The following is a 25,446-nucleotide window of genomic DNA, read 5'->3' as shown; positions in this document are numbered from 1 at the left end:
CTACATTAATTTGATGAAATTCATTTCGAGCGTTATCGGCGCAGACAGATTGAACACGGACTGCGCACAGTCACCGGAGCGTACACGCAATACGTGAGGATGACGAGCACAGCTCAGGTTCAATCTGCCAGGTAAGATAGCTCGAAATCAGATACCATCTCCATACTCAAAAGTATGATGTATCCCGTTGAAATGCTGATCCATATCCATGGACGGCTTATCGCTGTCAGGCTTGCCGACGATGCGTGCCGGAACGCCTGCTGCAGTGGTATGCGGGGGTACCGGCTGTAAAACGACGGAACCTGCGCCAATCTTCGCGCCGCGCCCGACTTCAATGTTGCCGAGAATTTTTGCTCCCGCGCCAATCATCACGCCTTCACGAATTTTCGGATGACGGTCACCGCCGGCTTTACCGGTCCCGCCCAGCGTGACGGATTGCAAAATAGAGACGTCGTTTTCAATCACGGCAGTTTCACCGACCACAATACCAGTGGCGTGATCGAGCATAATCCCACGGCCAATTTTTGCCGCCGGGTGAATGTCTACCTGGAAGCTAACGGACACCTGATTTTGCAGGAAGATTGCCAGCGCCTGACGCCCCTGATGCCACAGCCAGTGACCGATACGGTAGGCCTGAAGCGCATGAAAGCCCTTCAGATACAGAAGTGGGGTGGAATATTTATCGACAGCCGGATCACGCGTGCGTACCGCCTGAATATCACAGGCCGCTGAGGCAATCATTTCAGGATCGGCCGCGTAGGCCTCTTCCACGACTTCGCGAATGGCAATGGCGGGCATGATCGGAGAAGCGAGTTTATTCGCCAGCATATAGCTCAGCGCACTACCGAGGTTTTCATGCTTGAGCAGCGTTGCGTGATAAAAACTGGCCAGCATTGGCTCACATTCCGCCAGTGCCCGGGCTTCCGCTTTAATGTTTTTCCAGACGATATCCAGTTCTTCACACGGCATTGCGTACTCCAGAAGATAGCAAAACGACCGACCCGTTCTTCGCGGGTCGGGTCGTTATATTCAACAGTTCCTTACAGCTAGTGGCGACTCAGCTCGTCCCTGCGTGCACGGCCTAATAACGTCAATGCTGCCTCGCGCGCGTTTTTTCCGCAATACAATACTTGATAAATTTCCTCGGTTATTGGCATCTCAACACCAAAACGGTGCGCCAATTCACGAACTTCTTTCGTATTGCGGTAGCCTTCAACCACCTGACCAATCTTGTCCTGCGCCCCCTGCACGTCCATCCCCTGGCCGAGCATCATGCCAAAACGACGGTTACGCGACTGGTTGTCGGTACAGGTCAGCACCAGATCGCCTAAACCCGCCATACCCATAAAGGTGGCAGGATCGGCACCCAGCGCCGCGCCAAGACGAGACATTTCGGTCAGTCCACGGGTGATCAATGCGGTTCGCGCATTCGCGCCGAAACCGATGCCGTCAGACATCCCCGCGCCAATCGCAATGACGTTTTTCACCGCGCCGCCAAGCTGCACGCCAATGAAATCCGGATTGCTGTAAACGCGGAAGCTCTTGCCGCAGTGCAGCAACTGCTGGAGATCGTCAGCAAAGGTGTCGTCCGTCGAGGCCAGAGAAATCGCCGTCGGCATGCCCGCCGCTAGCTCTTTGGCGAACGTCGGACCGGAGATAACTGCCAGTGGAATAGAATTCCCCAGCGCTTCACGCGCGACGTCCTGCAGCAGGCGTCCCGTTTCCGCTTCCAGACCCTTTGTCGCCCAGACCAGACGCGCGTCAGGACGCATCAGCGGTTTGATGTTGCGCAGCACTTCGCCAAAGACGTGGCTCGGCACCACCACCAGAATATTACGACTGGCGGCCAGCGCAGTGGCTAAATCACTTTCCAGGCGCAGCGTTTCGGGAAAAGGCACATCAGGGAGGAACGCGACGTTGCAGCGATCGTGCTCGAGGGTCGCGATATGTTTCGGATCATGGCCCCACAGGACAACCTGATGGCCATTTCTTGCCAGGGTGATGGCAAGAGCGGTGCCGTACGAGCCGGCACCAATCACAGTCATTGAAGCATTACTTTGGTTCATCAGGCATCCTGATGTTCTTCAGTACCTTCGCCAGCCTGCTGCTGTAAATAGTTCATGAACAGCGCATCAAAGTTGACCGGCGCAAGGTTCAGTTGCGGGAATGTACCGCGGGAAACCAGGCTGGTGATGCATTCGCGGGCATACGGGAACAGAATGTTCGGGCAGTATGCACCAAGGCAATGCGCCATCTGAGTCCCTTCAATACCACTGATGGAGAAAATACCGCCCTGCTGAACTTCACACAGGAACGCAGTTTCTTCACCCAGAGAAGCCGTTACGGTGACACGCAGCACTACTTCATACACATCATCTGCCAGTTGGGTAGATGCGGTATCAAGATCCAGTTTAACCTCTGGCTGCCAATCTTTCTGGAAAACATGTGGTGCATTTGGCGCTTCGAAAGACACATCCTTGGTATAAATACGTTGGATCTGGAAAGCCATTTCAGTGTTATTTTGTTCTGACATGTTGAGAAAACCCTTTAGTGTTGTCCTTTAAATACTTCGGTACGCCTTAACGCAGCAGTGGATCCAGTCCACCACGTGCATCCAACGCATACAAGTCGTCACAACCACCAATGTGCTGTGCATCAATAAAAATCTGCGGAACCGTTGTACGGCCACTGCGCTTGATCATCTCTTCACGCTTCACGGCATCGCCGTCAATCGGAAGTTCCTGGAAACTCACACCCTTGCTGTTCAACAGCGCCTTTGCGCGATGGCAAAACGGGCAGGTCGCTTTGGTATAGATCTCAATATTGGCCATGACTTATCTCCAGTGTTCTTTTACCCTGCGGCATGAAAGAAGACGGGTAAATTACTTGCCGCGAACCAGTGGCAGATTCTCGCCACTCCAGCCCGCTACGCCGTCTTTCAGTACAGATACCTGCTCAAAACCGGCTTTAATCAGCGCAGTTGCTGAATCCTGGCACTGCATACCAGAGCCATCAACCACAATAACAGGTTTGTTTTTGTGTTTTTCCAGCTCGCCAAAATTGTTGGCTTTGATTTCGCTCGGCAGCAGGTTAGTGGAGCCCGCGATATGACCTTTGCGGAAGTCGTCGCGCTGACGTAAATCCACAATCACCGCATCTTCTTTGTTGATAAGACGAGTGGCTTCTCCGCGCGTAATTACCTTCACTTTCGAAGTCAGGCTCTTAAACGTGGTAAATAATACAGCCGCCAGTAACGCAATCCAGGCGATACTCAATACAGGGTGGCGACTAACAAATTGCATAATTTCTTGCATGGGGGGTAACAACTCCCGACTTAGTGATTAAAAAACCAGGAAAGGAGTATACCTGCGCGTTGGCGCAAATACAGCCAGAGCGTGCATTGGATTGCATTTTTGCGGGGCGCTACGGAAAAAAAAACGTAAATCCGCGCCCTCTGCGACACGCTCTGGTCGATTATTTGATCTTCTGGGGCTATTTTATCGATTCAGCTGTAGTAAAATTACGCAATTATTTTTGTCTATTGAGTGTGAGGTTGTCGCAATGTCGGTTTCTAAAAAACCTATGGTACTGGTGATTCTGGATGGCTATGGCTATCGTGAAGACAGCCAGGATAACGCCATCTTTAATGCCAAAACCCCGGTAATGGATGCTCTGTGGGCAAAACGTCCGCATACCCTGATTGATGCCTCTGGCCTGGAAGTCGGCCTGCCCGATCGCCAGATGGGCAACTCCGAAGTGGGTCACGTCAACCTGGGCGCGGGCCGCATCGTGTATCAGGACCTGACCCGTCTGGATGTTGAAATTAAAGAACGGACTTTCTTCGCTAACCCAGTGCTGACCGATGCGGTCGACCAGGCAAAAAATAGCGGCAAAGCGGTTCACATCATGGGCCTGCTCTCTGCTGGCGGCGTTCACAGTCACGAAGATCACATCATGGCGATGGTCGAAATGGCAGCTGAACGCGGTGCTGAGAAAATCTATCTGCACGCTTTCCTTGATGGCCGTGATACCCCGCCGCGCAGCGCTGAACATTCGCTGCAGAAATTCGAAGAGAAATTTGCCGCGCTGGGCAAAGGCCGTGTAGCGTCCATCATCGGTCGTTACTACGCCATGGACCGCGACAACCGTTGGGATCGCGTTGAACAGGCTTATGACCTGATGACGCTGGCAAAAGGCGAGTTCCAGTTCGCTACGGCTGTTGAAGGCCTGCAGGCTGCTTATGCCCGCGACGAAAACGACGAATTCGTGAAAGCGACCGTGATCCGTGCTGAAGGCCAGGCTGAAGCCGCCATGGAAGACGGCGATACGCTGATTTTCATGAACTTCCGTGCTGACCGTGCGCGTGAAATCACCCGTGCGTTTGTTAACACTGACTTCGACGGCTTCGCCCGTAAGAAAGTCGTTAACCTCAACTTTGTGATGCTGACCGAATACGCAGCCGACATCAAAACGGCTGTTGCTTACCCACCAGCGTCTCTGGCCAACACCCTTGGCGAGTGGATGGCGAAGAATGACAAAACGCAGCTGCGTATTTCCGAAACTGAAAAATATGCCCACGTGACCTTCTTCTTTAACGGTGGCGTAGAAGAGCCGTTCAAAGGCGAAGATCGCATCCTGATCAATTCGCCGAAAGTCGCGACCTACGATCTGCAGCCGGAAATGAGCTCTGCTGAGCTGACCGAGAAGCTGGTTGCTGCGATTCAGAGCGGAAAATACGACACCATCATTTGTAACTACCCGAACGGCGACATGGTTGGTCACACCGGGGTGATGGAAGCTGCGGTTAAAGCGGTTGAAGCGCTGGATCACTGCGTTGAGCAGGTGACTAAAGCGGTTGAATCCGTTGGCGGCCAACTGCTGATCACCGCGGACCACGGTAACGCAGAGCAAATGCGCGATCCGTCCACCGGTCAGGCACATACAGCACACACCAACCTGCCCGTTCCGCTGATTTATGTCGGTGGTAAAAACGTCAAAGCAGTTGAAGGCGGCAAACTTTCTGATATCGCCCCGACGATGCTGACGCTGATGGGTATGGAAATCCCGCAAGAGATGACTGGTAAGCCGCTGTTCATCGTGGAATAATCCCTCCCCATGAGGGGAAAGGCGATTAATACCATCACTTGGGCCGTGAAACTGCAAAAGCTTTCAGTCAGGCCCTTGTTCTACGCCAGCGCGCTTAGCGCTGGCGTATTGCTGTGCGCCTTTTCCGCCCACGCGGACGAGCGCGATCAGCTCAAATCTATTCAGGCTGATATCGCGGCAAAAGAACGCGCGGTACGCCAACAACAACAACAACGCTCCACTCTCCTCGCTCAACTTAAAGCTCAGGAACAGGCCATCGCCGTTGCCGCCAGGCAACTACGCGAAACGCAAAACTCGCTGGCGCAGCTGAATGCGCAAATCACTGAAATGAATGCCGCCCTCGCGAAGCTGGAAAAACAGCGGGCTGCGCAAGAGCGTAGCCTGGCAGCCCAACTTGACGCAGCGTTTCGCCAGGGCGAACACACCGGTATTCAGCTCATTCTGAGCGGGGAAGAGAGCCAGCGCGGGCAACGCCTGCAGGCCTATTTCGGCTATCTGAACCAGGCGCGGCAGGAAACCATCGCGCAGTTGAAACAAACCCGCGAAGAAGTCGACTCGCAAAAAGCCGAGCTGGAAGATAAGCAGAGCGAACAGCAGACGTTGCTGTACGAACAGCGCGCTCAGCAGGCTAAGCTGGAGCAGGCGCGTAATGAACGCAAGAAGACGCTCTCGGGTCTGGAGTCATCGATTCAGCAGGGCCAGCAGCAACTGGGCGAAATGCGCGCCAACGAATCACGCCTGCGCAACAGCATTGCTCGCGCCGAAGCCGCAGCCAAAGCACGTGCGGAACGTGAAGCACGCGAGGCGCAGGCCGTACGCGACAAACAAAAGGATGCGTCACGGAAAGGCTCAACCTACAAGCCAACCGAAAGCGAAAAATCACTGATGTCCCGTACCGGCGGTTTAGGTTCCCCACGCGGCCAGGCATTCTGGCCCGTTCGTGGCCCAACGCTACATCGTTATGGCGAACAGTTGCAAGGTGAGCTACGTTGGAAGGGGATGGTTATTGGCGCATCCGAAGGCACCGAAGTTAAAGCCATTGCCGATGGCCGCGTCATTCTGGCGGACTGGTTGCAGGGCTACGGTCTGGTGGTCGTCGTTGAGCACGGTAAAGGCGATATGAGCCTTTACGGTTATAACCAGAGCGCGCTGGTCAGCGTCGGTACGCAGGTTCGCGCCGGGCAGCCTATTGCACTTGTGGGTAGCAGCGGCGGACAGGGCAGGCCGGCACTCTATTTCGAAATTCGTCGCCAGGGTCAGGCGGTCAATCCACAGCCGTGGTTGGGAAGATAAGTTTTGCCTCAATTTCGTCGTCTATTATTCTCTCTCGCCAGCGTGCTGGCCTTCGCAACACCTGTTTTTGCTGGCAAACTTGCCATCGTTATTGATGATTTCGGCTATCGTCCACACACCGAAAATCAGGTTCTGGCGATGCCTTCCACCCTCTCCGTTGCCGTTCTGCCTAATGCCCCACACGCGCGTGAAATGGCGATTAAAGCGCATAACAGCGGGCATGAAGTTTTAATCCATCTGCCGATGGCGCCGCTGAGCAAACAGCCGTTAGAGAAAGATACTTTGCGCCCGGAAATGAGCAGCGAAGAGATTGAGCGGATTATTCGCGACGCGGTAAGCAAAGTACCGAATGCGGTCGGGCTGAACAACCATATGGGCAGCGCGATGACCTCCAGCCTGTTCGGCATGCAGAAGGTGATGCAGGCGCTGGAACGCTACGATCTCTACTTCCTGGACAGTATGACCATCGGCAACAGTCAGGCAATGCGCGCAGCATCAGGAACCGGCGTGAAGGTTATCAAACGCAAAGTCTTCCTGGATGACACGCAAAACGAAGCCGATATTCGCCGTCAGTTTAATCGTGCCGTTGAGCTTGCGCGCCGCAACGGTTCAGCAATTGCCATTGGGCATCCTCACCCTTCGACGGTTCGCGTCCTGCAGCAGATGCTTTATAACCTGCCTGCGGACATTACGCTGGTTCGCCCAAGCAGCCTGCTCAATGAACCACAGGTAGACACCTCCAGACCAAACCTTACACCGCCGAAGAATGGTAAACCTGATGCGCCACGTAATCCTTTCCGCGGGGTGAGATTATGCAAACCGAAGCAGCCGTTAGAGCCAGTTTACGCCAGCCGCTTCTTCAGCGTGCTCGGTGAAAGCATCACCCAAAGCACGCTGGTGCAGTACATGCGCCTGCAATGGCAGGGCTGGCAATAATTACTCTTTAATATCCAGCGTTAAATGGGCCAGGCGGCGCGGCGTCAGTGATTTATCGCGCCACTGACTAAAGCGTATGGCCCACAATAGCACCTGATAACCCAGCTTAACGCTGCAGATATTGCTCACCATGCGCTTAAACATACCCGATACGAATACTTCAGCAATCATCCGTTGGCGGATTTTCTCGTCCGGCTCTTTACGTATGCAATGACAAACGCGTAGCGCTTCGTAAATCACCTGCTGTTTGAACTCCGGATAAATTGGAATGCGTCCAGCATAGTCGTGATTCATCTTATCCAGCAGACGGGTAATTTTAATGTAGTGGCGTTGATAGGCGAGATTTTTCAGCCCGGTGCGTGGCAGGCGGCTGACGGACGCGCCGTGCAGGAAGTATTTATACAACGGCACTTCCGTATAACGCGCGCGTTTCGCATTAAACATAAACTCTGTCGTCCAGATAATATCCTGGTGGTGCAGACCGGACAGGAAGGTCAGTCCTGCGTCGCGGATGGTCTGATGGCGGTAAACGCCCATCCAGACAACGTGCCGCCAACGGCGACTGGCTAACGCTTTGCGTAACCAGTCTGGCCCGGTCATCACGCCGGTAGAACTAATTCGATTGGTAGGAATGGATGCCCAGGTGTGGCCTGTCTCCGCAATACACCAATCAGCGTTGCACTGCGCAACATCCAGATTATCCTTCAGCGCCATAGTCATCAGCGTCTCATACATTTTCGGATAGGCAATATCATCGCCGTCTACGTACGCGATGTACTCCCCCCTGGCAACTTCCATACCGGTATTGCGCGCCGCGGATACCCCTCCATTGGGCTGGTGCAACAGGTGAACGTGCGGGTAACGATCCGCATAAGACTGAGCAAGGTCCGCTGAGTTATCCGTAGAACCATCATTAACAATGATGATCTCCAGGTTCTTCCAGGTTTGCGCAATCAGCGCATCCATACACGCAATGAACGGTTCACCCGTGTTGTAAAGTGGCATAATGACGCTCAGGAGACCAGGGATATAGGTCATATCAAATCCAGCCAAACAATAGAGTTATCGGCACTTTTTAGCATATTAAGCGGTAGATTTTCAGAAAAAATTATTAATTCTTTAGCAGAAAATGCGCCAGGCAGGAGCGAGCGTGCAAGCATAAAAAAGCCCCGGATGGTAATGATAATCAACACCCAGGGACATACGCAGAATCTACTGATTGGATAGGGTTAATCCCAGCTCAGGATCACTTTCCCTGACTGGCCCGAGCGCATCGCGTCAAAGCCCTGCTGGAATTCATCTATGGAGAATCGATGGGTGATGATCGGTGACAAATCCAGACCAGACTGAATCAATGCGGCCATCTTGTACCAAGTCTCAAACATCTCACGACCGTAGATACCTTTAATAAACAATCCTTTAAAGATAACTTTAGTCCAGTCGATGGACATGTCTGATGGTGGAATACCCAGCATAGCAATACGGCCACCGTGGTTCATGGTGTCCAGCATGGTGCGAAACGCTGGCGGCGCGCCGGACATCTCCAGACCGACATCAAACCCTTCGGTCATGCCCAGTTCAGCCATCACGTCGGTCAGACTCTCTTTCGACACGTTGACCGCGCGAGTGATGCCCATTTTACGCGCCAGTTCAAGGCGATACTCATTAACATCGGTAATCACCACGTGGCGTGCGCCAACGTGCCTGGCAACCGCTGCCGCCATAATACCGATTGGACCCGCGCCGGAAACCAGCACATCTTCCCCAACCAGATCGAACGACAGCGCCGTATGCACCGCATTACCGAACGGATCGAAGATAGACGCCAGGTCGTCAGAGATGTTGTCCGGAATTTTAAACGCGTTAAATGCCGGGATCACCAGGTACTCTGCAAAGCAGCCAGGACGGTTTACGCCAACACCGGTCGTATTGCGGCACAGGTGAGTACGTCCACCGCGGCAGTTACGGCAATGCCCGCAGGTGATATGACCTTCGCCTGAAACGCGATCGCCGATTTTAAAGCCTTTAACTTCCTGGCCGATGCCAACAACTTCGCCGACATATTCATGTCCAACGACCATCGGTACCGGGATGGTTTTTTGCGACCATTCATCCCAGTTATAAATGTGAACGTCAGTCCCGCAGATGGCTGTTTTACGGATTTTAATCAGCAAATCGTTATGGCCGACTTCCGGTTCAGGAACGTCGGTCATCCAAATGCCCTCTTCCGCTTTCAGTTTGGATAACGCTTTCATTTCACATCCTCAGGCAATAACGCCCAGTTGTTTACCAATGCGTGTGAACGCCTCAACAGCACGCGTAATCTGCTCAGGGGTATGCGCCGCAGACATCTGGGTACGAATACGCGCCTGACCTTTTGGAACCACCGGATAGAAGAATCCAGTAACGTAAATCCCCTCTTTTTGCAGCTCGCGGGCGAACTCTTGCGCCACTACCGCATCCCCCAACATGACCGGGATAATTGCGTGATCCGCTCCCGCTAACGTAAAGCCTGCGGCAGACATTTGCTCGCGGAACTGACGTGCGTTCGCCCACAGGCGATCGCGCAGCTCGCTGCCTGCTTCGACCATCTCCAGCACTTTAATGGAGGCAGAAACAATTGCAGGAGCCAATGAGTTGGAGAACAGATACGGACGGGAACGCTGACGCAGCCACTCAACAACCTCTTTGCGCGCTGCGGTATAACCGCCAGATGCGCCGCCGAGCGCTTTACCCAGCGTACCAGTGATGATGTCCACACGCCCCATCACGTCACAGTATTCATGTGAGCCACGACCATTTTCGCCGACAAAGCCGACAGCATGGGAATCATCAACCATGACCAGCGCGTCGTATTTATCCGCCAGGTCACAAACGCCTTTCAGGTTAGCAATCACACCATCCATAGAGAACACGCCATCGGTGGCGATCAGGATATGACGGGCTCCCGCTTCACGCGCTTCTTTCAAACGCGCTTCCAGTTCGACCATGTCGTTGTTGGCGTAACGGAAACGCTTTGCTTTACACAAGCGAACACCGTCAATGATAGAAGCGTGGTTGAGCGCATCTGAGATAATCGCATCTTCTGCGCCCAGTAGCGTTTCAAACAGGCCGCCGTTGGCGTCAAAGCAGGAAGAGTAAAGGATGGCATCTTCCATACCGAGGAATGCCGCCAGTTTTTGCTCCAGTTGCTTATGGCTGTCCTGGGTACCGCAAATAAAGCGGACCGAAGCCATACCAAATCCGTGAGAATCCATACCTGCTTTTGCAGCTGCAATCAGTTCCGGGTGGTTAGCCAGCCCCAGATAGTTGTTCGCACAAAAGTTAATAACGTGGCTTCCGTCCGCCACGGTGATATCCGCCTGCTGGGCAGACGTAATAATGCGCTCTTCTTTAAACAATCCTTCCGCACGTGCGGTTTCGAGATCGTTCGTTAACTGTTTGTAAAAATCCCCACGCATTTCAATTCTCCAGACTGGGCAAATTTCAGCACATATTACCCAAAGCTATACGCTGATACGAGATGACGCATCATCACTTCTTCAAAATGAAGCATAAATCACGTGTACCCGTACGGCTTATCGGTGAATGGCTGAAGCCAGAGCCATGTAGTGATATGATAGAAAGTATTCGTGTCTGAGATTGTCTCTGACTCCAAAATTCGAAGGTTACATTTATGATCATCGTTACCGGCGGCGCGGGCTTTATCGGCAGCAACATCGTCAAGTCATTGAATGATAAAGGCATCACCGACATCCTGGTGGTGGACAACCTTAAAGATGGCACCAAGTTTGTTAACCTGGTGGATCTGAATATTGCTGACTACATGGACAAGGAAGACTTCCTGATCCAGATTATGGCCGGAGAAGATTTCGGCGATATCGAAGCGATTTTCCACGAAGGCGCATGCTCCTCCACTACCGAGTGGGACGGCAAGTATATGATGGATAACAACTATCAATACTCCAAAGAGCTGTTGCACTACTGCCTGGAGCGTGAAATTCCGTTCCTGTATGCGTCCTCTGCCGCCACCTACGGCGGCCGCACTTCTGATTTCATCGAATCCCGTGAATATGAGAAACCGCTGAACGTTTACGGCTACTCAAAATTCCTGTTCGACGAGTACGTTCGTCAGATCCTGCCAGAAGCCAATTCTCAGATTGTTGGCTTCCGCTATTTCAACGTCTACGGACCGCGTGAAGGCCATAAAGGCAGTATGGCGAGCGTCGCTTTCCACCTCAACACCCAGCTCAACAATGGCGAAACACCAAAACTGTTCGAAGGCAGTGAAAACTTCAAGCGTGATTTCGTTTACGTAGGCGATGTGGCTGCGGTGAACCTGTGGTTCCTGGAAAACGGGGTTTCCGGCATCTTTAACCTTGGTACCGGTCGTGCGGAATCTTTCCAGGCCGTTGCCGATGCAACGCTTGCGTACCACAAAAAAGGCAGCATTGAGTACATCCCATTCCCGGAAAAACTGAAAGGTCGCTATCAGGCGTTTACCCAGGCCGATCTGACTAATCTGCGTGCTGCGGGCTATGACAAGCCGTTTAAAACCGTTGCTGAAGGTGTAACGGAATATATGGCCTGGCTGAACCGCGACGCGTAAGTATGAAAATTTTGGTGGTAGGCCCGTCCTGGGTGGGCGACATGATGATGTCGCAAAGTCTCTATCGCACGCTTAAGGCGCGCTATCCCCAGGCGATAATCGACGTGATGGCACCTGCATGGTGCCGTCCGTTATTGTCGCGCATGCCTGAAGTTAACGAAGCTATCGCCATGCCGCTGGGACACGGCGCGCTGGAGATCGGCGAGCGGCGTAAACTCGGTCATAGCCTGCGTGAAAAACGCTATGACCGCGCCTATGTGCTGCCTAACTCGTTTAAATCCGCGCTGGTACCGTTTTTTGCTGGCATTCCCCATCGTACCGGATGGCGTGGTGAAATGCGCTACGGCCTGCTAAACGATGCGCGCGTGCTGGATAAAGATGCCTGGCCGCTGATGGTCGAACGCTATGTAGCCCTGGCCTATGATAAAGGCGTAATGCTGTCAGCTAAAGATTTACCGCAGCCTCTGCTATGGCCGCAGTTGCAGGTAAGCGAAGGTGAAAAGTCCCTGACCTGTCGCCAGTTTTCCCTTTCTGCCGAACGCCCCATCATCGGCTTTTGCCCTGGTGCGGAATTTGGTCCAGCGAAACGCTGGCCACATTACCACTACGCAGACCTGGCGAAGCAACTGATCGATGAAGGCCATCAGATTGTGCTTTTTGGCTCTGCAAAAGACCATGACGCCGGAAATGAGATCCTGGCGACGCTGAGCGTTGATCAGCAGGCCTGGTGCCGTAATCTGGCGGGCGAAACACAGCTGGAGCAGGCCGTCATTCTGCTCGCCGCCTGCAAAGCGGTGGTCACCAACGACTCTGGATTAATGCACGTTGCCGCAGCGTTGAATCGACCTCTGGTAGCGTTATATGGCCCCAGCAGCCCGGATTTTACTCCGCCGCTTTCACACAAGGCGCGCGTGATTCGCTTTATTACGGGTTATCACAAAGTACGCAAGGGCGATGCAGCAGAAGGCTATCATCAGAGCCTGATTGACATCACACCCCAGCGCGTGCTGGAAGAACTTAACGACCTGTTGTTACAAGAGGAAGCCTGACGGATGCGGGTACTGATCGTTAAAACATCGTCTATGGGCGATGTACTGCATACGTTACCGGCATTAACCGATGCGCAGCAGGTCATGCCGGATATTCAATTTGATTGGGTAGTGGAAGAAGGCTTCGCGCAGATCCCATCCTGGCATGCAGCCGTTGACCGGGTTATTCCAGTGGCGATCCGCCGCTGGCGTAAAGCCTGGTTTTCAGCGCCGATTAAAGCCGAGCGTAAAGCCTTTCGCGATGCGGTGCGTTTACATCAGTATGACGCGATAATTGATGCGCAGGGTCTGGTTAAAAGCGCGGCGTTGGTTACGCGTCTGGCACGTGGCATCAAGCATGGTATGGACTGGAGCACGGCGCGCGAACCATTGGCGAGCCTGTTTTATAATCACAAACATCACATTGCCAAACAGCAGCACGCGGTAGAACGTACGCGTGAATTGTTCGCCAAAAGTCTGGGATATTCCAGGCCCCAGTCGCAGGGTGATTACGCTATCGCTCAGCATTTTCTGAAAGAACGTAATGCTGATGCGGGCCAGTATGCCGTATTTCTGCATGCCACAACGCGTGATGATAAGCACTGGCCAGAAGCCAACTGGCGGGAGCTAATTGGCTTGTTAAATAACGCTGGCATACGTATTAAACTGCCATGGGGTGCTCCTCATGAAGAAGCACGAGCCCGTAGGCTGGCAAATGGTTTTTCTTATGTTGATGTTCTTCCACGGATGACTTTGGGAGAGGTCGCTCGCGTACTGGCGGGGGCAAAATTTGTGGTGTCGGTTGATACAGGCCTGAGTCATTTAACCGCTGCGCTGGATCGCCCTAATATTACGTTGTACGGTCCAACGGACCCAGGATTGATTGGTGGGTATGGGAAGAATCAATACACACAGCTGAGCCATTCAGGAAAATTGCAGGATCTGGACGCTAGCTTAGTCAACGTATCGCTGGTTGATAATAATTTGCTTTAACTTTAAGAGATGAACCATGCTTCGCCAACACATGTTTTCTCGCTTTATTTGTAGTATAAAAAACAATCCATTCGATTTTATATACTTCTTATTTTATGCCGGGATCCTGGCAACCCTTGCGATGGTGCTGGTCAATCCAGATGAAGCGCTGAAGGTATTTATTTTCTCCACAGCTCTGTCTCTGCCGCTTATAGGAAAAAACATAAAGCATGTGTGCAGTAACAAACAAAACCTGGTTTTGCCTTTTATGTTGCTGCTCTTCGGGTTACTCCAGATTATATGGGTAGAAATATTTAAACAACCGGGTTCAGCTTTTACCGGCGCCTACCGTTCATACCAGAACGGTGGCAAAGTGATGATTTTTGCCGCGCTGGTGATGACCATACTAACATCACAAGCACCAAGTACTAATAAAATCCGCTTGACCAGTATCTGGGTGATTCTTACGGCAATCGGTTTGTATCTTTTCGCGGGTTATCAACTTAGTGGAGCACAAAACCCTTTAAGGTACCGCGTTGCTCTTGGTTTTGAACATCAAACCGGCACGGCTTACTCTCTGACACTAATTGCATTATTAGCCTCGCAAGCGATCATTAATCTGCGCCTGAGACATACGGTTTCACTGTACTTGTTACATTTTTTGATCTCACTGGCGGTCATCATCACCACACAAACTCGGGCTGCGATTTTGGTATATCCGCTCCTGAGTATCGGACTATTTTTCATCCACTACCGCCACAACCACAACATACTGTTAAGGGCGCTACTGGGTTTTGTAATACTGGTCGGGATTGCTGCGATCCCCTTAAAACCAGTCATTGAAAGTCGCTACCAGAACTTCCTGATCGATCTGCACTCTTATAATCAAAACAACAGCAATACCTCTATTGGTGCGCGACTTGCGATGCAACGGGCAGGAATTGAAGCAGGGAAAGGTCATCACTGGGGGCAGTCACTTGAACAACGAGGGGCGGAAATTCAGCGACTTGCCGTCCAGGATACTTCCCTACAAGGGACGCTTAAGTTCATTAACGTACATTTGCATAACGAAATTATTGATACCTTTTCGCTAAAGGGCATCTCCGGGGTTATTGTGCTACTCTTGCTCTATACCGCTATGTTTTTAAGAGCTTACTGGCAACGTAGTCCTCTATTGTTCGTCATCTCAGGCGCTATCGCTATCTATGGCTTGAGTGATTTATTATTGTATGCCAAGGGTGAAGCCTTGAGCAGCATGCTGGCGTTATGTATTGCAGCAGTGCTGAGCTCGAATCCAACGAGAGAATCATGCTATGAATAGCGCTTCAGGTTATTTACTGAGCATTATTATACCTACATACAATAATGCTGAACTCATCACGGCGACGTTGGCGTCGATCCATCAGAGCATCACTGATGATGTGGAGATAATAATTGTTAATGATGGCTCAACAGATTTAACTGAAGAACGTATCAAGGCATTTTATCGTGAGCAGAAATGCCACAACGTTAAGTATATTAGCCAAAAAAATCAAGGCGTTGCAATCACTCGTAACGTTGGCCTTACCCATGCGACAGGGAAATATATTGGGTTTATTGACAGTGACGATATTGTCTGCACAGATTATTTCACTATCCTTCTTCCTAAATTGAGAGACGAAAAATATGATATTCTCGAATTTAATCTAACCAGAGATATGAACAATCTGTATCAGAATTCATCTGGTATAAAAAATGATATTAATCAGCACGAAATTATATTATCGGATGATGATTATACCCCTCTACTTCCAATATTCCGGGCAGGACAATGGCATCTCATGACAAAAATCTTCCATCGTAACGTGATTGGTAACGATCGATTCGAAGAACATCGTCGGTATGAAGACATGATTTTCTGCCCTTTCCAATACTTTAAATGCCATAAAATATTAAAGATTGAGAATAAACTATATTTTTACCGGTTAAATGATAAGAGCATTACCGAGAATATTATTGATAGCGATGCGGATAGTATCTTTTTTGCTATGCGGAAAATGTATAATTATATAAATAAAAATAACGCAAAACGTACTGTTGCCACACTAATGATCATCAACTGTTTTCTGGAAGGACGCAAACTATTACGCAAGAAAAAAGGTTATTATCGTTATAGTGAAAGTATGCTGAATGATATTCATAATGCGCTTGCATCCTGTGACACAAAAATTGTTAATAAAAAAATAATTCTTAAGATGAAATATCCCCATATTGACCGCTCCATTTCAGAAATGAGATATAAGGTATTATCTGCTTGCAAGAGCTTATTTTTTCGAAAAGGAATTTAACATGTTTGAAAAAATTGACCATGTGCTTATTTGCAAGCTCAAGTTTTATGGGGATGTTCTGTTAATCACGCCCGTCATTGCCAGCATTCGGGCTCGTTATCCACAGGCTAAGATCGATCTGCTCCTCTATAAAGATACCAAAGCAATTCTGGCCGCCCATAAAGATATCAATAATTTTTATCTCATTGAGAAAAAACAAGGCCTGTTGGCAACAGTAAAAAATTATCTTTCAGTGCGTCAACAACTGAAGAAAAATCACTATGACTTGATTATTAACCTCACAGAACAATGGCCAATTGGAGCACTTATCGCCTCTTTACGCCTTCCTTCAATTGCCTTTAAGCGCGATAAAGAGCAGTGGAACCGACTTTTTACGCGAGTAACGCCATCCGTTGGGACGCATATTGTTGAACAAAACCTATCTATTCTAAAAGGCATTGGGTTTAGCGAAGCAGAACTCAAGAAAGAGATGTCACTGAGTTATCTTCAGGAGGATTATCAACATCTGGTATCTCTGTTGCCTACACTGCCTGCGCAAAAATATGTCGTTATTCAACCCACTGCCAGACAAGAGTTTAAATGCTGGGATGATGAGAAATTCGCTCATGTTATAGACCATCTGCATCAGCGTGGTTTACATGTTTATCTTACCTGTGGGCCTGCATTGAGTGAGCAGCAACAGGTCCAGCGTATTGCTGCACTGTGTCAATCGTCTCCTGACCTGACGCTGGCAGGTAAAACGACCTTTCTGCAACTAGCCGCGTTGATTGACCATGCTGTTTTGTACATTGGTGTCGATTCTGCACCTATGCATATGGCCGCAGCGCTAAGGACACCGCAGGTATGCCTGTTTGGCGCCACCAATTACCGACAATGGAAGCCGTGGTCTGATAAAGCCGTATTGATTTGGGCTGGCGAGTACCATCCGATGCCTTCGCGAGATGAACTCGATCGGTCAAAAAAATATCTAACTTGGATTCCGGAACAGGTCGTGATTGACGCTATCGATACGGTACTTCATGATAGTGACAATGTTAAAGGTAATGAGAAAGCATAAATGGACAGCAAAAATAACGTTATTAATATTGCTTACTGTACAGATGCCAATTATCTGGAATATGTAGCAGTGTCCATTATGTCGGTCATAATGAACAACCCAGAGCAAGACCTGTCATTTTTCGTCTTTGTCTATGATGTTACTGACGAAGAAATCAATAAACTACGTTCAACCAGTGATAAAATTCAGGTTATCAATATCGATAAAGAAGAGATTGAAAAGTATAATAATGACTTTGCAATCAAACACCTGAACCGCTCTACCTATATGCGTCTGGCCGTACCGCGCTTACTAAAAGATAAAATAGAGCATTTTATCTATTTAGATGCTGATACACTATGTTTTGATAAGCTCAATGATATTAACAGCATTGATATCAGCAACGTCATTTGCGCAGTCAGCCACGACTCCCTCGATATTCATGATACAAAAAATGCTAAACGCTTGGGCCTTAGTACTGATCATTATTTTAATGCTGGCTTTTTATATATTAACATTGAAAATTGGATCAAGTTTGATATTGAAAATAAAGCAAATACAGTGTTATTTGAACAAGGTAAATCCTTGCCTTATTTTGACCAAGATGCTCTGAATATCGCAATTGACGGCAACGTTAAGTTTATTGATAAACGATGGAATTTCTTATTTAACTGGTTCACAGATCAGCAAAAAGACACCTTTTTTTATCAAAAAGATATCTTGCCTCGCATCATTCATTTCACTGGTGGAAGAAAACCTTGGTATAAAGAACATACTGGGCTTTCACAGCAACTTTTTCTTTTCTACCATCACTTCACACCATGGCGAGACGCTGAAATGCGCTCTTATGCTCCGCGTATGAGGCCTACTGATTACCGGGTTTACTCGCGCCAGGAAGCCAAAAAGGGAAATTACTACGCTTCTCTCAAATGGTATATGAAATACCTTAAGGCTAAATTACGTTAAAAAAAACTCCCTTACGGGAGTTTTTTTACTTACTCTTTAACTTTTCCCGCAAATAACCAATATAGCTAATTATCGAGTTGAAATACTTCCCTTGTAATCTTTCATGACGTGATTTCTTTTTATACTGTTTTGGCGTTCTAGCTGGCAGCAATGGAACATCCGTCCAAGGTGAAGCTTTCCAGGCATCAACAAAAAACTGTGCTGAAGGGTAATTTGCCCATGAATTCCAGGGTTTAGTTACGCCAATATAATGGATAAGGATCGTATCATCAGTTATATATTCTTTATAACTTGATGTGTCCTTACTTTTAAGTTCTTGTTTAATTCCGTAAATTGCATCATAAATTCTTGGTAAAAAAATTGTCTTACCAAAAAACATTATATTTAAGACATCCTGATCCAGAAAAGCGAATTTCCTGGTCTTATCCAAGAGGATCGAAAATGCTTTAGTAAAGAACTTTTGTTTTTTCCATTCCTTTAAATTTGCATATATAACACCAGCATTGAAGTATTGTTCGTTAAATTCCGGAGTATTAAGCCTCTGCGCGGCATACACCCGACTATATTCAACATCCTGAATAACCGCTGCAACATGATGTTCCAGGGTGATTTGTGTTAACTCAACAAGTGACCCTTTACATACAACATCAGCGTCAATATAGAGAAGATTATCAATATTTTCGCTAAGATACTCAAACGCGATAAATCTGAAGTAGGTCGCATGTGACCATGCATTCCCACACGGAAGGATCTTTAATCCTTCTGCATCCATCACATATACAGTTATATTGGTCGAAAACTGCTTTGCTAGTTTTTCTAATCTTTTGCGGTAATCTGAATCAAGATAATCAGTAAAAAGATGAAAATGTATGCTGATATCTTTGTTATGTAGTAAAACGGACGACATCGAAACTGCCGCTCCAAACATAAAGTTTTGATCAACCCCCCATGCAATATTGAGTTGTGGGGTTTGAGTCTCTGGAGCCCCAAAAACCTCAATGATGTCTTTAATAGACTGATTACAATCAAAATTCATGTACTACACCTTTTTAATATGCTATCTGGAAATTATTTGCACTTCTATTAACTAATGAGACCGTGCATTATGTAGTTTGTTCTTTATATACATAACATGACTAAGCACCGAGCGGATATATTTACGCTGCACTCTCTCATGCCGGGATTTACGCTTATACAATTTTGCAGTGTTTGCATTTAATAAAGACTTTCCTGCCCATGCAGATTTTTTATATGCGTCGATGAAGAATTTAGCCACCGGATATTTTGCCCAAGTATGCCATGGCTTAGTGACACCGACATAATGTATTAAAACAGTATCATCTGTAATATAATCCTGGTAAATTTTATCGTTTTTATTTTTTAGTTCCTGATCCACGCCATAAATGCAGTTAAAATCCCGTCTCAGGAAAATCACATTACCGACAAATAATATATTTAGAACATCCTGATCAAAATACAGAAGTTCCTTTTGGCGTTTATCTAAGATAGAAAATGCCTTCGTCAACAACTGCTGTTCACGCCAAACTCCAAGATTCGCAAATACCACACCAGAATTAAAATAACCGTTACTCAGCTCAGGAATACCAAGCCTGTTACCGGACTTAATACGCACTTCATCAATATCATTGATAACAGCAGCATATTCCCCACAGAAATTAACCTCGGTAAGTTCGCGTAGAGAACCTTTGCAAATGACATCAGCATCAAGATACAGTACAGAACTTAACTCGGTACTTAAATATTCAAATGCGAAATAACGATAATACATTGCATAAGTCCATGCTTTCGTACTCGGCAACTCACGAAATGCCGCATTATCGAACACAAGAACAGTCACCGTCGTACTGTACATTTGTGTCAGGCGTTTTACGCTCTCCAGATAATCATCATCTATATAGTCTGTTGCTATATAAAAGTGAATATCAATATCAGGATTATTCACTAATACTGAGGTCATAGAAATGCCGGATCCAAATAAAAAATTACGATCGACACCATACGCAACACTTAGTTTTTTAGTCTTCTCATGCGCAGAGCTGTCGATAACGTGTTTTTGAATGATTAGCTTCTGGAAATCAATGTTCATAATAAAATAGCCTCAAACTTCATATGGTATTTATAGCGCTTTTCTTATTGTTCTTTGTCTTATTTTTTGCGCTTTTGTGACAGCCTGTTCAAACAACCGGACTTCCTGACGAAAGATTTCGCGCAGTGGCATCGAAAAATAGACACGTAAAAAACGGTAGATATCTCTGGACGTCAAACCGATCTCCAGTGAAGAGAAATAGAGTCCGATCAAATCCTTATCCCGCCAGCGTCGCGGTACATGCTGACGTATTTGTGCACGATGCAAATCAATCACAGAGAGTTTGATATCCGCAACATCTGCCGGCATTGGCTGTTGGAGTAGGAAATGGCAAATATAGCAATCCCGATGATTTACTCCGCCCCGATGCATTTTACCCACCATTTCAGCCACGCGGGTAATAATGGTCCGTTTTAATACAAAATCAGGACGCTCAACTCCCCACCTTGCACAAAAATCTTCAAGACTGATGGCAGGAGAGAGATCTTCAGTGATGATAAATGAGGTTCGCGCTAACGGATTCAGTCCTTTCTGCCCAAATGCAACACCAGTCATTGTGTCAACATTGAGTTCTTGTAAGCGATGAATTGCCAGCCACTCCCGATCTGCACCCAGTACTGGCATACGTAAAGAAATAAGGTTTTTCACCACTTCTTTAAGTGTGGTTCCATGATGATATTTAAGAAAATAACCCTTACCCATCATCTCAAAACGCAGGGTACGCCGTGTTTCCAGCGCGCGAAAAACTTCCCCATCCAGCTTTGTAACTTCCGTAAACGGGTCTTTTCCTTGCCATTGCGTGGCAAATGGTTCTTTTAACTCAATCATTATCAAGGCCTAAAATGATATCAGCAGCCTTATCCGCCAGGCTGTAGAGATCTTCTGTATCAGCAAAATGCCGAGCATTCTCGGCCCAACGACTTCTCTGCTCATTATTTTGCAGCGCATCGAAAAGTGCTGTATTCAGATTTACCTGCTCAAAAGGTTCAGGAATCACGATTCCGCATCGGGCGGCATTAATATAACCCGCATAGCCGCATACTTCTGTAGTTAATACTGGCAGCCCGGCGACTACAGCCTCCAACAAGACAATACCAGCAGCTTCCTGAACAGCAGGGTGAAGCAATAAATCAGCAGCAGACATCAATTCAGCGACATCATCTCGCCCCGAGAAGAACTGTACTTGTTCTTCGATACCCAATTGACAAGCCAGAGAACGGTAACGATCGGCCTTATCCTGACCAACAACCATCAATCGCGTACGGTGACGTATAACCTCAGGTAGCGAAGCCAATGCCTGTAATGTTCTTGGCACGCCTTTACGTTTGAAATCAGAACCCACCTGCAGGAGCAGGAACTGATCGAAACCAATACCGTTTTTTTCTCTGACAATCTGCCTGCTGTTTTCAGGTTGCTGACTATACTTTCTGTCAGGGTAGATGCCTGGTGGCAGAATACGAAAACGCTGGCTCTCAGTTTGGTAATGATGTTTGAAGTCACCAATTTGTTTATCGGTTAACATCAACAGCATGGTGCCAGCACCTTGCTGAAATGCGGCTTTTTCAAATGCAGCGTAATGCCGGTACCGACGCGTCAACTTGTAGAAAAAACCTTTCTCACGGGCAACTTTCTCCGCGTAGCAAACGTCGGCTGCGTAATACACATCCAACCCAGGCATTTTGTTAAACCCGACGACACGATCGACGGGATGCTGACTTAAATAAGCCTGAACCCACTGATAATATTGCTCATTTTTCCCATGATTCGTTCTGGATGTGACGGGGACGAGTATAATTTCCAGTCCTTCCGGACGCTCGCCCTGCCATGACTGGGTAAACACCTGGACATGATGACCACGAGCAGCAACCGTAAGCGCTACCCGCAAGAAATCACGCTGTAACCCGCCATAGGGAAAATATTTGTACAAACAAAAAGCAATATTCATGCATTAATATCCGCATCGCGTCGCCAGACATACCCGATCTGCGACATCAGAGTCATGTAATCCTTGCATGAACCGACCAAAGATTACTTCCCATGTTTTCGAAAGGTTTCTGCCTGCTAGCTACCTGAAATTGCGCAGTAGTATATCATTTATTATCACGCATTCCGAAATGAATATTTTTTGAACAAAATTTAAAATAACCTATTAAAAACATTAAGATATAAAATGAAGCAATTCACGAGAAAACTCACGCCGCACAAGACGTTAAGTCATGTAAATGTACCAATAGACATTTTTGAAATAGCTACCGGTTAAAACAATGCCTCACGAATTCCATCGTTTTGAGACAACCTGGATAAAAATGATGGTAAAGCCACAGCTAAATACATAGAATCCCCAGCACATTCATAAGTCAGCTACCATTATGCTCGAATTGCTTTACACCGCCCTTTTCTACCTTATTCAGCCTTTGATCTGGGTACGGCTTTGGGTGCGCGGACGTAAGGCTCCGGCCTACCGTAAACGCTGGGGTGAACGCTACGGCTTTTACCGCCGTCCGCTAAAACCAGGCGGCATCATGCTTCATTCGGTTTCCGTGGGCGAAACGCTGGCAGCTATCCCATTAGTCCGCGCTCTGCGGCATCGTTACCCCGACTTGCCGATCACGGTCACCACCATGACGCCAACCGGTTCCGAGCGCGTACAATCCGCTTTTGGCCCTGACGTTCAGCATATTTATCTGCCATACGATTTACCGGATGCCCTAAATCGTTTCCTGAATAAAGTTGACCCCAAGCTGGTGTTAATTATGGAAACCGAGCTGTGGCCGAATCTGATCGCGGCACTGCATAAGCGCCATATTCCGCTGGTCATTGCCAATGCACGTCTTTCCGCTCGCTCAGCTGCTGGCTACGCTAAATTAGGTAAATTTGTTGGCAGGCTACTGCGCCGAATTACGTTGATTGCCGCCCAGAACGAAGAAGATGGCGCTCGTTTTATCACGCTTGGTGCCAGAAACAATCAGGTCACCGTTACCGGTAGCCTGAAGTTTGATATTTCCGTCACGCCGCAGCTGGCCGCAAAAGCGATTACATTGCGCCGTCAATGGGCACCTCACCGCCCGGTATGGATTGCAACCAGCACGCACGACGGCGAAGAAAGCATTATCATTGCCGCCCATCAGGCGTTATTAAACCAGTTCCCTAATCTTTTACTGATTCTGGTACCCAGACATCCTGAACGGTTCCCGGATGCCATTAACCTCGTACGCCAGGCTGGGCTAAGCTATACGACACGTTCTTCGGGCGAAGTTCCGTCATCAGGAACCCAGGTCGTAATCGGCGACACAATGGGCGAGTTGATGTTGCTGTATGGCATTGCTGACCTTGCGTTTGTTGGCGGTTCGCTGGTTGAACGCGGTGGACACAACCCACTGGAAGCCGCGGCTCACGCCATTCCAGTACTGATGGGGCCACATACTTTTAATTTTAAAGATATTTGCGCCCGCCTCGAACAGGCAAGCGGATTGATCACCGTCACCGACGCAACTACGCTGGTGAAAGAGGTCTCTTCTTTACTGACCGATGCAGATTATCGTAATTTTTATGGCCGTCACGCAGTTGAAGTTCTGTATCAAAATCAGGGCGCGCTTCAGCGTCTGCTGCAGCTGCTGGAACCTTATCTGCCACCCAAAACGCATTGAGGCAAGTCATGCAAAAACGGGCGATTTATCCAGGAACCTTTGATCCCATTACTAACGGCCACCTCGATATCGTGACACGAGCGACAAGCATGTTCGATCACGTAATCCTGGCGATTGCCGCAAGTCCCAGTAAAAAACCGATGTTTACTCTGGAAGAGCGCGTTGAGCTGGCACAACAGGCAACGGCGCATCTCGGTAATGTGGAGGTTCTGGGATTCAGCGATCTGATGGCAAACTTTGCCCGCGATAATCAGGCTAACATTCTGATCCGTGGCCTGCGTGCGGTAGCCGATTTTGAGTATGAAATGCAGCTGGCCCATATGAACCGTCATCTGATGCCACAACTGGAAAGCGTCTTTCTGATGCCGTCTAAAGAGTGGTCATTTATCTCATCGTCACTGGTAAAAGAAGTTGCCCGCCACCAGGGTGACGTAGCGCACTTTCTGCCGGAAAACGTTCATCAGGCATTATTGAGTAAACTGAAGTAATCCGTCTGGCCGGATGAGGCATACTCTACGTCCGGCCAATAATGGTGTTATTTCTGACAGCGACGGCAATAAAACGTTGTGCGCTGAGCGTGTTTTGTCGCAATGATTGGCGCGCCGCATACGCGACAGGGTTCACCTTCTCTCCCATAGACCTGCAGCTCCTGGGCAAAATAGCCCGGCTTACCGTCACTTTGCAGAAAGTCCTTCAGCGTGGTCCCGCCCTGCTCGATAGAACGCAGCAAAACCGCCTTGATAACGCGCACCAGCAGTTCGCACTCATCCTGCGACAAAGATGACGCCAGACGGTCAGGATGGATACCAGCCGCAAACAGCGACTCGCTGGCATAGATGTTTCCCACCCCCACGACCAGCTTGTTATCCATCAGCCAGGGTTTAATCGCAGTTTTCTTCTTCGCACATTTCTGCTGCAGATAACCAGCATTGAAATCGTCGCTCAGCGGCTCAGGGCCAAGATGGGCGAGGACATTATGCCCATCCAGCTCTTTAGTCCACAGCCAGGCGCCAAAACGACGCGGATCGGTATAGCGCAGGACTTTGCCGTTACTCATCACTAAGTCGACGTGGTCATGTTTTTCTGCCGGAAGCTCTTCAGAAAGGATACGCAAACTACCCGACATCCCCAGGTGAATGATTACCCAGCCATCTGATAGCTCCAGCAGCAGGTATTTCGCGCGCCGCTGTACGCTCAGGACAGGTTTATCACTCAGACGATAGATTTCCTCTGATACTGGCCAACGCAAACGACCGTTACGCACAGTCGCGTGCATAATCGTTGCCCCCACCAGATGCGGCTCAATACCGCGGCGGCTGGTTTCGACTTCAGGTAATTCAGGCATAGTATCTCCGGCTGTGTATCAGGTCTCATTAATATGGGGACGGCCAGAAAACAAAAAACCCCGCCGAGGCAGGG

The 25,446-nt window shown here is 48.7% G+C and carries 25 protein-coding genes; 12 read left to right on the top strand and 13 right to left on the bottom strand.

Features of this window, described 5'->3' with window-relative positions; translation table 11 throughout:
- Positions 1-147: 147 nt before the first annotated feature.
- The 5 genes from cysE to BZK42_RS12915 all read right to left on the bottom strand — a co-directional run bounded on the left by cysE (position 148) and on the right by BZK42_RS12915 (position 3,314).
- Positions 148-969 (bottom strand): serine O-acetyltransferase, encoded by an 822-nt coding sequence (gene cysE, locus BZK42_RS12935; RefSeq protein WP_016154965.1) that lies wholly within the window; start codon positions 967-969, stop codon positions 148-150.
- A gap of 77 nt (positions 970-1,046) precedes the next feature.
- Positions 1,047-2,066 (bottom strand): NAD(P)H-dependent glycerol-3-phosphate dehydrogenase, encoded by a 1,020-nt coding sequence (gpsA, locus tag BZK42_RS12930; protein ID WP_016154966.1) that lies wholly within the window; start codon positions 2,064-2,066, stop codon positions 1,047-1,049.
- Entirely contained in the window at positions 2,066-2,533 is a 468-nt protein-coding gene (secB, locus tag BZK42_RS12925; RefSeq protein ID WP_003024155.1) for a protein-export chaperone SecB, read from the bottom strand. Before secB ends, gpsA begins: the two co-directional genes overlap by 1 nt.
- 46 nt (positions 2,534-2,579) lie before the next feature.
- Entirely contained in the window at positions 2,580-2,831 is a 252-nt protein-coding gene (grxC, locus tag BZK42_RS12920) for a glutaredoxin 3 (RefSeq protein WP_003024152.1), read from the bottom strand.
- Positions 2,832-2,882: 51 nt separating this feature from the next.
- Positions 2,883-3,314: a rhodanese-like domain-containing protein gene (locus BZK42_RS12915; RefSeq protein ID WP_005120473.1), complete on the bottom strand. Its 432-nt coding sequence runs from the start codon at positions 3,312-3,314 to the stop codon at positions 2,883-2,885.
- A 247-nt stretch (positions 3,315-3,561) separates the two neighbouring features.
- On the opposite strand from BZK42_RS12915, the gene gpmM reads away from it, so the two are divergent.
- Genes gpmM through BZK42_RS12900 form a run of 3 tightly spaced genes read left to right on the top strand, consistent with a single transcriptional unit; the run spans position 3,562 to position 7,335 of the window.
- Positions 3,562-5,106, top strand: a complete 1,545-nt coding sequence (gpmM, locus tag BZK42_RS12910; RefSeq protein ID WP_080859279.1) for a 2,3-bisphosphoglycerate-independent phosphoglycerate mutase — start codon at positions 3,562-3,564, stop codon at positions 5,104-5,106.
- A 33-nt stretch (positions 5,107-5,139) separates the two neighbouring features.
- Positions 5,140-6,399, top strand: a complete 1,260-nt coding sequence (envC, locus tag BZK42_RS12905) for a murein hydrolase activator EnvC (RefSeq protein WP_230330234.1) — start codon at positions 5,140-5,142, stop codon at positions 6,397-6,399.
- A gap of 3 nt (positions 6,400-6,402) precedes the next feature.
- On the top strand, positions 6,403-7,335 hold the full coding sequence (locus BZK42_RS12900; RefSeq protein ID WP_047358804.1) for a divergent polysaccharide deacetylase family protein: 933 nt from the start codon (positions 6,403-6,405) through the stop codon (positions 7,333-7,335).
- Here BZK42_RS12900 and BZK42_RS12895 read toward each other — a convergent pair whose 3' ends face one another.
- The 3 genes from BZK42_RS12895 to kbl all read right to left on the bottom strand — a co-directional run bounded on the left by BZK42_RS12895 (position 7,336) and on the right by kbl (position 10,796).
- The gene (locus tag BZK42_RS12895; RefSeq protein ID WP_080859278.1) at positions 7,336-8,373 is read right to left on the bottom strand and encodes a glycosyltransferase; all 1,038 of its coding nucleotides are present in this window, start codon (positions 8,371-8,373) and stop codon (positions 7,336-7,338) included.
- Between the two features lie 191 nt (positions 8,374-8,564).
- Complete coding sequence (tdh, locus tag BZK42_RS12890; RefSeq protein ID WP_046275753.1) at positions 8,565-9,590, bottom strand: L-threonine 3-dehydrogenase; 1,026 nt, start codon at positions 9,588-9,590, stop codon at positions 8,565-8,567.
- A gap of 9 nt (positions 9,591-9,599) precedes the next feature.
- Positions 9,600-10,796: a glycine C-acetyltransferase gene (gene kbl / locus BZK42_RS12885; protein WP_046275754.1), complete on the bottom strand. Its 1,197-nt coding sequence runs from the start codon at positions 10,794-10,796 to the stop codon at positions 9,600-9,602.
- A gap of 215 nt (positions 10,797-11,011) precedes the next feature.
- Here kbl and rfaD point away from each other — a divergent pair, with 215 nt between their 5' ends.
- Genes rfaD through BZK42_RS12850 form a run of 7 tightly spaced genes read left to right on the top strand, consistent with a single transcriptional unit; the run spans position 11,012 to position 18,273 of the window.
- Positions 11,012-11,944 carry an ADP-glyceromanno-heptose 6-epimerase gene (gene rfaD, locus BZK42_RS12880; protein WP_003827312.1) on the top strand — a complete coding sequence of 311 codons (933 nt, stop codon included), beginning with the start codon at positions 11,012-11,014 and terminating at the stop codon, positions 11,942-11,944.
- Positions 11,945-11,946: 2 nt separating this feature from the next.
- Complete coding sequence (rfaF, locus tag BZK42_RS12875) at positions 11,947-12,993, top strand: ADP-heptose--LPS heptosyltransferase RfaF (protein WP_080859277.1); 1,047 nt, start codon at positions 11,947-11,949, stop codon at positions 12,991-12,993.
- 3 nt (positions 12,994-12,996) lie between these two features.
- Complete coding sequence (gene rfaC / locus BZK42_RS12870) at positions 12,997-13,965, top strand: lipopolysaccharide heptosyltransferase RfaC (protein WP_080859276.1); 969 nt, start codon at positions 12,997-12,999, stop codon at positions 13,963-13,965.
- 16 nt (positions 13,966-13,981) lie between these two features.
- Positions 13,982-15,265 carry an O-antigen ligase family protein gene (locus BZK42_RS12865; RefSeq protein WP_172864447.1) on the top strand — a complete coding sequence of 428 codons (1,284 nt, stop codon included), beginning with the start codon at positions 13,982-13,984 and terminating at the stop codon, positions 15,263-15,265.
- Positions 15,258-16,271, top strand: coding sequence for a glycosyltransferase family 2 protein (locus BZK42_RS12860; RefSeq protein ID WP_046275757.1), 1,014 nt, complete (start codon positions 15,258-15,260; stop codon positions 16,269-16,271). The genes BZK42_RS12865 and BZK42_RS12860 overlap by 8 nt, the downstream gene beginning before the upstream one ends.
- Before the next feature lies 1 nt (position 16,272).
- Positions 16,273-17,328 (top strand): lipopolysaccharide core heptosyltransferase RfaQ, encoded by a 1,056-nt coding sequence (gene rfaQ / locus BZK42_RS12855; RefSeq protein WP_046275758.1) that lies wholly within the window; start codon positions 16,273-16,275, stop codon positions 17,326-17,328.
- Positions 17,329-18,273, top strand: coding sequence for a glycosyltransferase family 8 protein (locus BZK42_RS12850; protein WP_046275759.1), 945 nt, complete (start codon positions 17,329-17,331; stop codon positions 18,271-18,273).
- A gap of 25 nt (positions 18,274-18,298) precedes the next feature.
- Here BZK42_RS12850 and BZK42_RS12845 read toward each other — a convergent pair whose 3' ends face one another.
- From BZK42_RS12845 to BZK42_RS12830, 4 genes are read right to left on the bottom strand one after another with little or no spacing between them, the layout of a single operon-like run.
- Positions 18,299-19,309 (bottom strand): glycosyltransferase family 8 protein, encoded by a 1,011-nt coding sequence (locus BZK42_RS12845; protein WP_046275760.1) that lies wholly within the window; start codon positions 19,307-19,309, stop codon positions 18,299-18,301.
- 51 nt (positions 19,310-19,360) lie between these two features.
- Positions 19,361-20,380 (bottom strand): glycosyltransferase family 8 protein, encoded by a 1,020-nt coding sequence (locus BZK42_RS12840; protein WP_046275761.1) that lies wholly within the window; start codon positions 20,378-20,380, stop codon positions 19,361-19,363.
- Positions 20,381-20,410: 30 nt separating this feature from the next.
- Positions 20,411-21,208, bottom strand: coding sequence for a lipopolysaccharide core heptose(I) kinase RfaP (gene rfaP / locus BZK42_RS12835; protein WP_080859275.1), 798 nt, complete (start codon positions 21,206-21,208; stop codon positions 20,411-20,413).
- On the bottom strand, positions 21,201-22,325 hold the full coding sequence (locus BZK42_RS12830) for a glycosyltransferase family 4 protein (RefSeq protein ID WP_080859274.1): 1,125 nt from the start codon (positions 22,323-22,325) through the stop codon (positions 21,201-21,203). The genes rfaP and BZK42_RS12830 overlap by 8 nt, the downstream gene beginning before the upstream one ends.
- Positions 22,326-22,749: 424 nt before the next feature.
- On the opposite strand from BZK42_RS12830, the gene waaA reads away from it, so the two are divergent.
- Together waaA and coaD are read left to right on the top strand one after the other, a co-directional pair.
- The gene (gene waaA, locus BZK42_RS12825) at positions 22,750-24,027 is read left to right on the top strand and encodes a lipid IV(A) 3-deoxy-D-manno-octulosonic acid transferase (RefSeq protein WP_046275764.1); all 1,278 of its coding nucleotides are present in this window, start codon (positions 22,750-22,752) and stop codon (positions 24,025-24,027) included.
- A gap of 8 nt (positions 24,028-24,035) precedes the next feature.
- Positions 24,036-24,515, top strand: coding sequence for a pantetheine-phosphate adenylyltransferase (gene coaD / locus BZK42_RS12820; RefSeq protein WP_016154984.1), 480 nt, complete (start codon positions 24,036-24,038; stop codon positions 24,513-24,515).
- A 47-nt stretch (positions 24,516-24,562) separates the two neighbouring features.
- On the opposite strand, the gene mutM is transcribed toward coaD, so the two are convergent.
- Positions 24,563-25,372, bottom strand: coding sequence for a bifunctional DNA-formamidopyrimidine glycosylase/DNA-(apurinic or apyrimidinic site) lyase (gene mutM, locus BZK42_RS12815; protein ID WP_019078041.1), 810 nt, complete (start codon positions 25,370-25,372; stop codon positions 24,563-24,565).
- Positions 25,373-25,446: the final 74 nt, after the last annotated feature.

The sequence above is a fragment of the Citrobacter braakii genome, from assembly GCF_002075345.1.
Lineage (GTDB): Bacteria > Pseudomonadota > Gammaproteobacteria > Enterobacterales > Enterobacteriaceae > Citrobacter > Citrobacter braakii.
This window is presented reverse-complemented; position numbering and strand designations above follow the sequence as displayed.

What these genes read in the sequence shown, in the direction of transcription:
- coaD (WP_016154984.1), top strand. Translation starts at nt 24,036, where the DNA reads ATGCAAAAACGGGCGATTTATCCAGGAACCTTTGATCCCATTACTAAC.
- gpmM (WP_080859279.1), top strand. Translation starts at nt 3,562, where the DNA reads ATGTCGGTTTCTAAAAAACCTATGGTACTGGTGATTCTGGATGGCTAT.
- BZK42_RS12845 (WP_046275760.1), bottom strand. Translation starts at nt 19,309, where the DNA reads ATGAATTTTGATTGTAATCAGTCTATTAAAGACATCATTGAGGTTTTT.
- BZK42_RS12830 (WP_080859274.1), bottom strand. Translation starts at nt 22,325, where the DNA reads ATGAATATTGCTTTTTGTTTGTACAAATATTTTCCCTATGGCGGGTTA.
- gpsA (WP_016154966.1), bottom strand. Translation starts at nt 2,066, where the DNA reads ATGAACCAAAGTAATGCTTCAATGACTGTGATTGGTGCCGGCTCGTAC.
- BZK42_RS12860 (WP_046275757.1), top strand. Translation starts at nt 15,258, where the DNA reads ATGAATAGCGCTTCAGGTTATTTACTGAGCATTATTATACCTACATAC.
- cysE (WP_016154965.1), bottom strand. Translation starts at nt 969, where the DNA reads ATGCCGTGTGAAGAACTGGATATCGTCTGGAAAAACATTAAAGCGGAA.
- BZK42_RS12850 (WP_046275759.1), top strand. Translation starts at nt 17,329, where the DNA reads ATGGACAGCAAAAATAACGTTATTAATATTGCTTACTGTACAGATGCC.
- BZK42_RS12840 (WP_046275761.1), bottom strand. Translation starts at nt 20,380, where the DNA reads ATGAACATTGATTTCCAGAAGCTAATCATTCAAAAACACGTTATCGAC.
- grxC (WP_003024152.1), bottom strand. Translation starts at nt 2,831, where the DNA reads ATGGCCAATATTGAGATCTATACCAAAGCGACCTGCCCGTTTTGCCAT.
- rfaP (WP_080859275.1), bottom strand. Translation starts at nt 21,208, where the DNA reads ATGATTGAGTTAAAAGAACCATTTGCCACGCAATGGCAAGGAAAAGAC.
- waaA (WP_046275764.1), top strand. Translation starts at nt 22,750, where the DNA reads ATGCTCGAATTGCTTTACACCGCCCTTTTCTACCTTATTCAGCCTTTG.
- rfaC (WP_080859276.1), top strand. Translation starts at nt 12,997, where the DNA reads ATGCGGGTACTGATCGTTAAAACATCGTCTATGGGCGATGTACTGCAT.
- tdh (WP_046275753.1), bottom strand. Translation starts at nt 9,590, where the DNA reads ATGAAAGCGTTATCCAAACTGAAAGCGGAAGAGGGCATTTGGATGACC.
- BZK42_RS12915 (WP_005120473.1), bottom strand. Translation starts at nt 3,314, where the DNA reads ATGCAAGAAATTATGCAATTTGTTAGTCGCCACCCTGTATTGAGTATC.
- BZK42_RS12865 (WP_172864447.1), top strand. Translation starts at nt 13,982, where the DNA reads ATGCTTCGCCAACACATGTTTTCTCGCTTTATTTGTAGTATAAAAAAC.
- rfaD (WP_003827312.1), top strand. Translation starts at nt 11,012, where the DNA reads ATGATCATCGTTACCGGCGGCGCGGGCTTTATCGGCAGCAACATCGTC.
- mutM (WP_019078041.1), bottom strand. Translation starts at nt 25,372, where the DNA reads ATGCCTGAATTACCTGAAGTCGAAACCAGCCGCCGCGGTATTGAGCCG.
- rfaQ (WP_046275758.1), top strand. Translation starts at nt 16,273, where the DNA reads ATGTTTGAAAAAATTGACCATGTGCTTATTTGCAAGCTCAAGTTTTAT.
- secB (WP_003024155.1), bottom strand. Translation starts at nt 2,533, where the DNA reads ATGTCAGAACAAAATAACACTGAAATGGCTTTCCAGATCCAACGTATT.
- rfaF (WP_080859277.1), top strand. Translation starts at nt 11,947, where the DNA reads ATGAAAATTTTGGTGGTAGGCCCGTCCTGGGTGGGCGACATGATGATG.
- BZK42_RS12895 (WP_080859278.1), bottom strand. Translation starts at nt 8,373, where the DNA reads ATGACCTATATCCCTGGTCTCCTGAGCGTCATTATGCCACTTTACAAC.
- kbl (WP_046275754.1), bottom strand. Translation starts at nt 10,796, where the DNA reads ATGCGTGGGGATTTTTACAAACAGTTAACGAACGATCTCGAAACCGCA.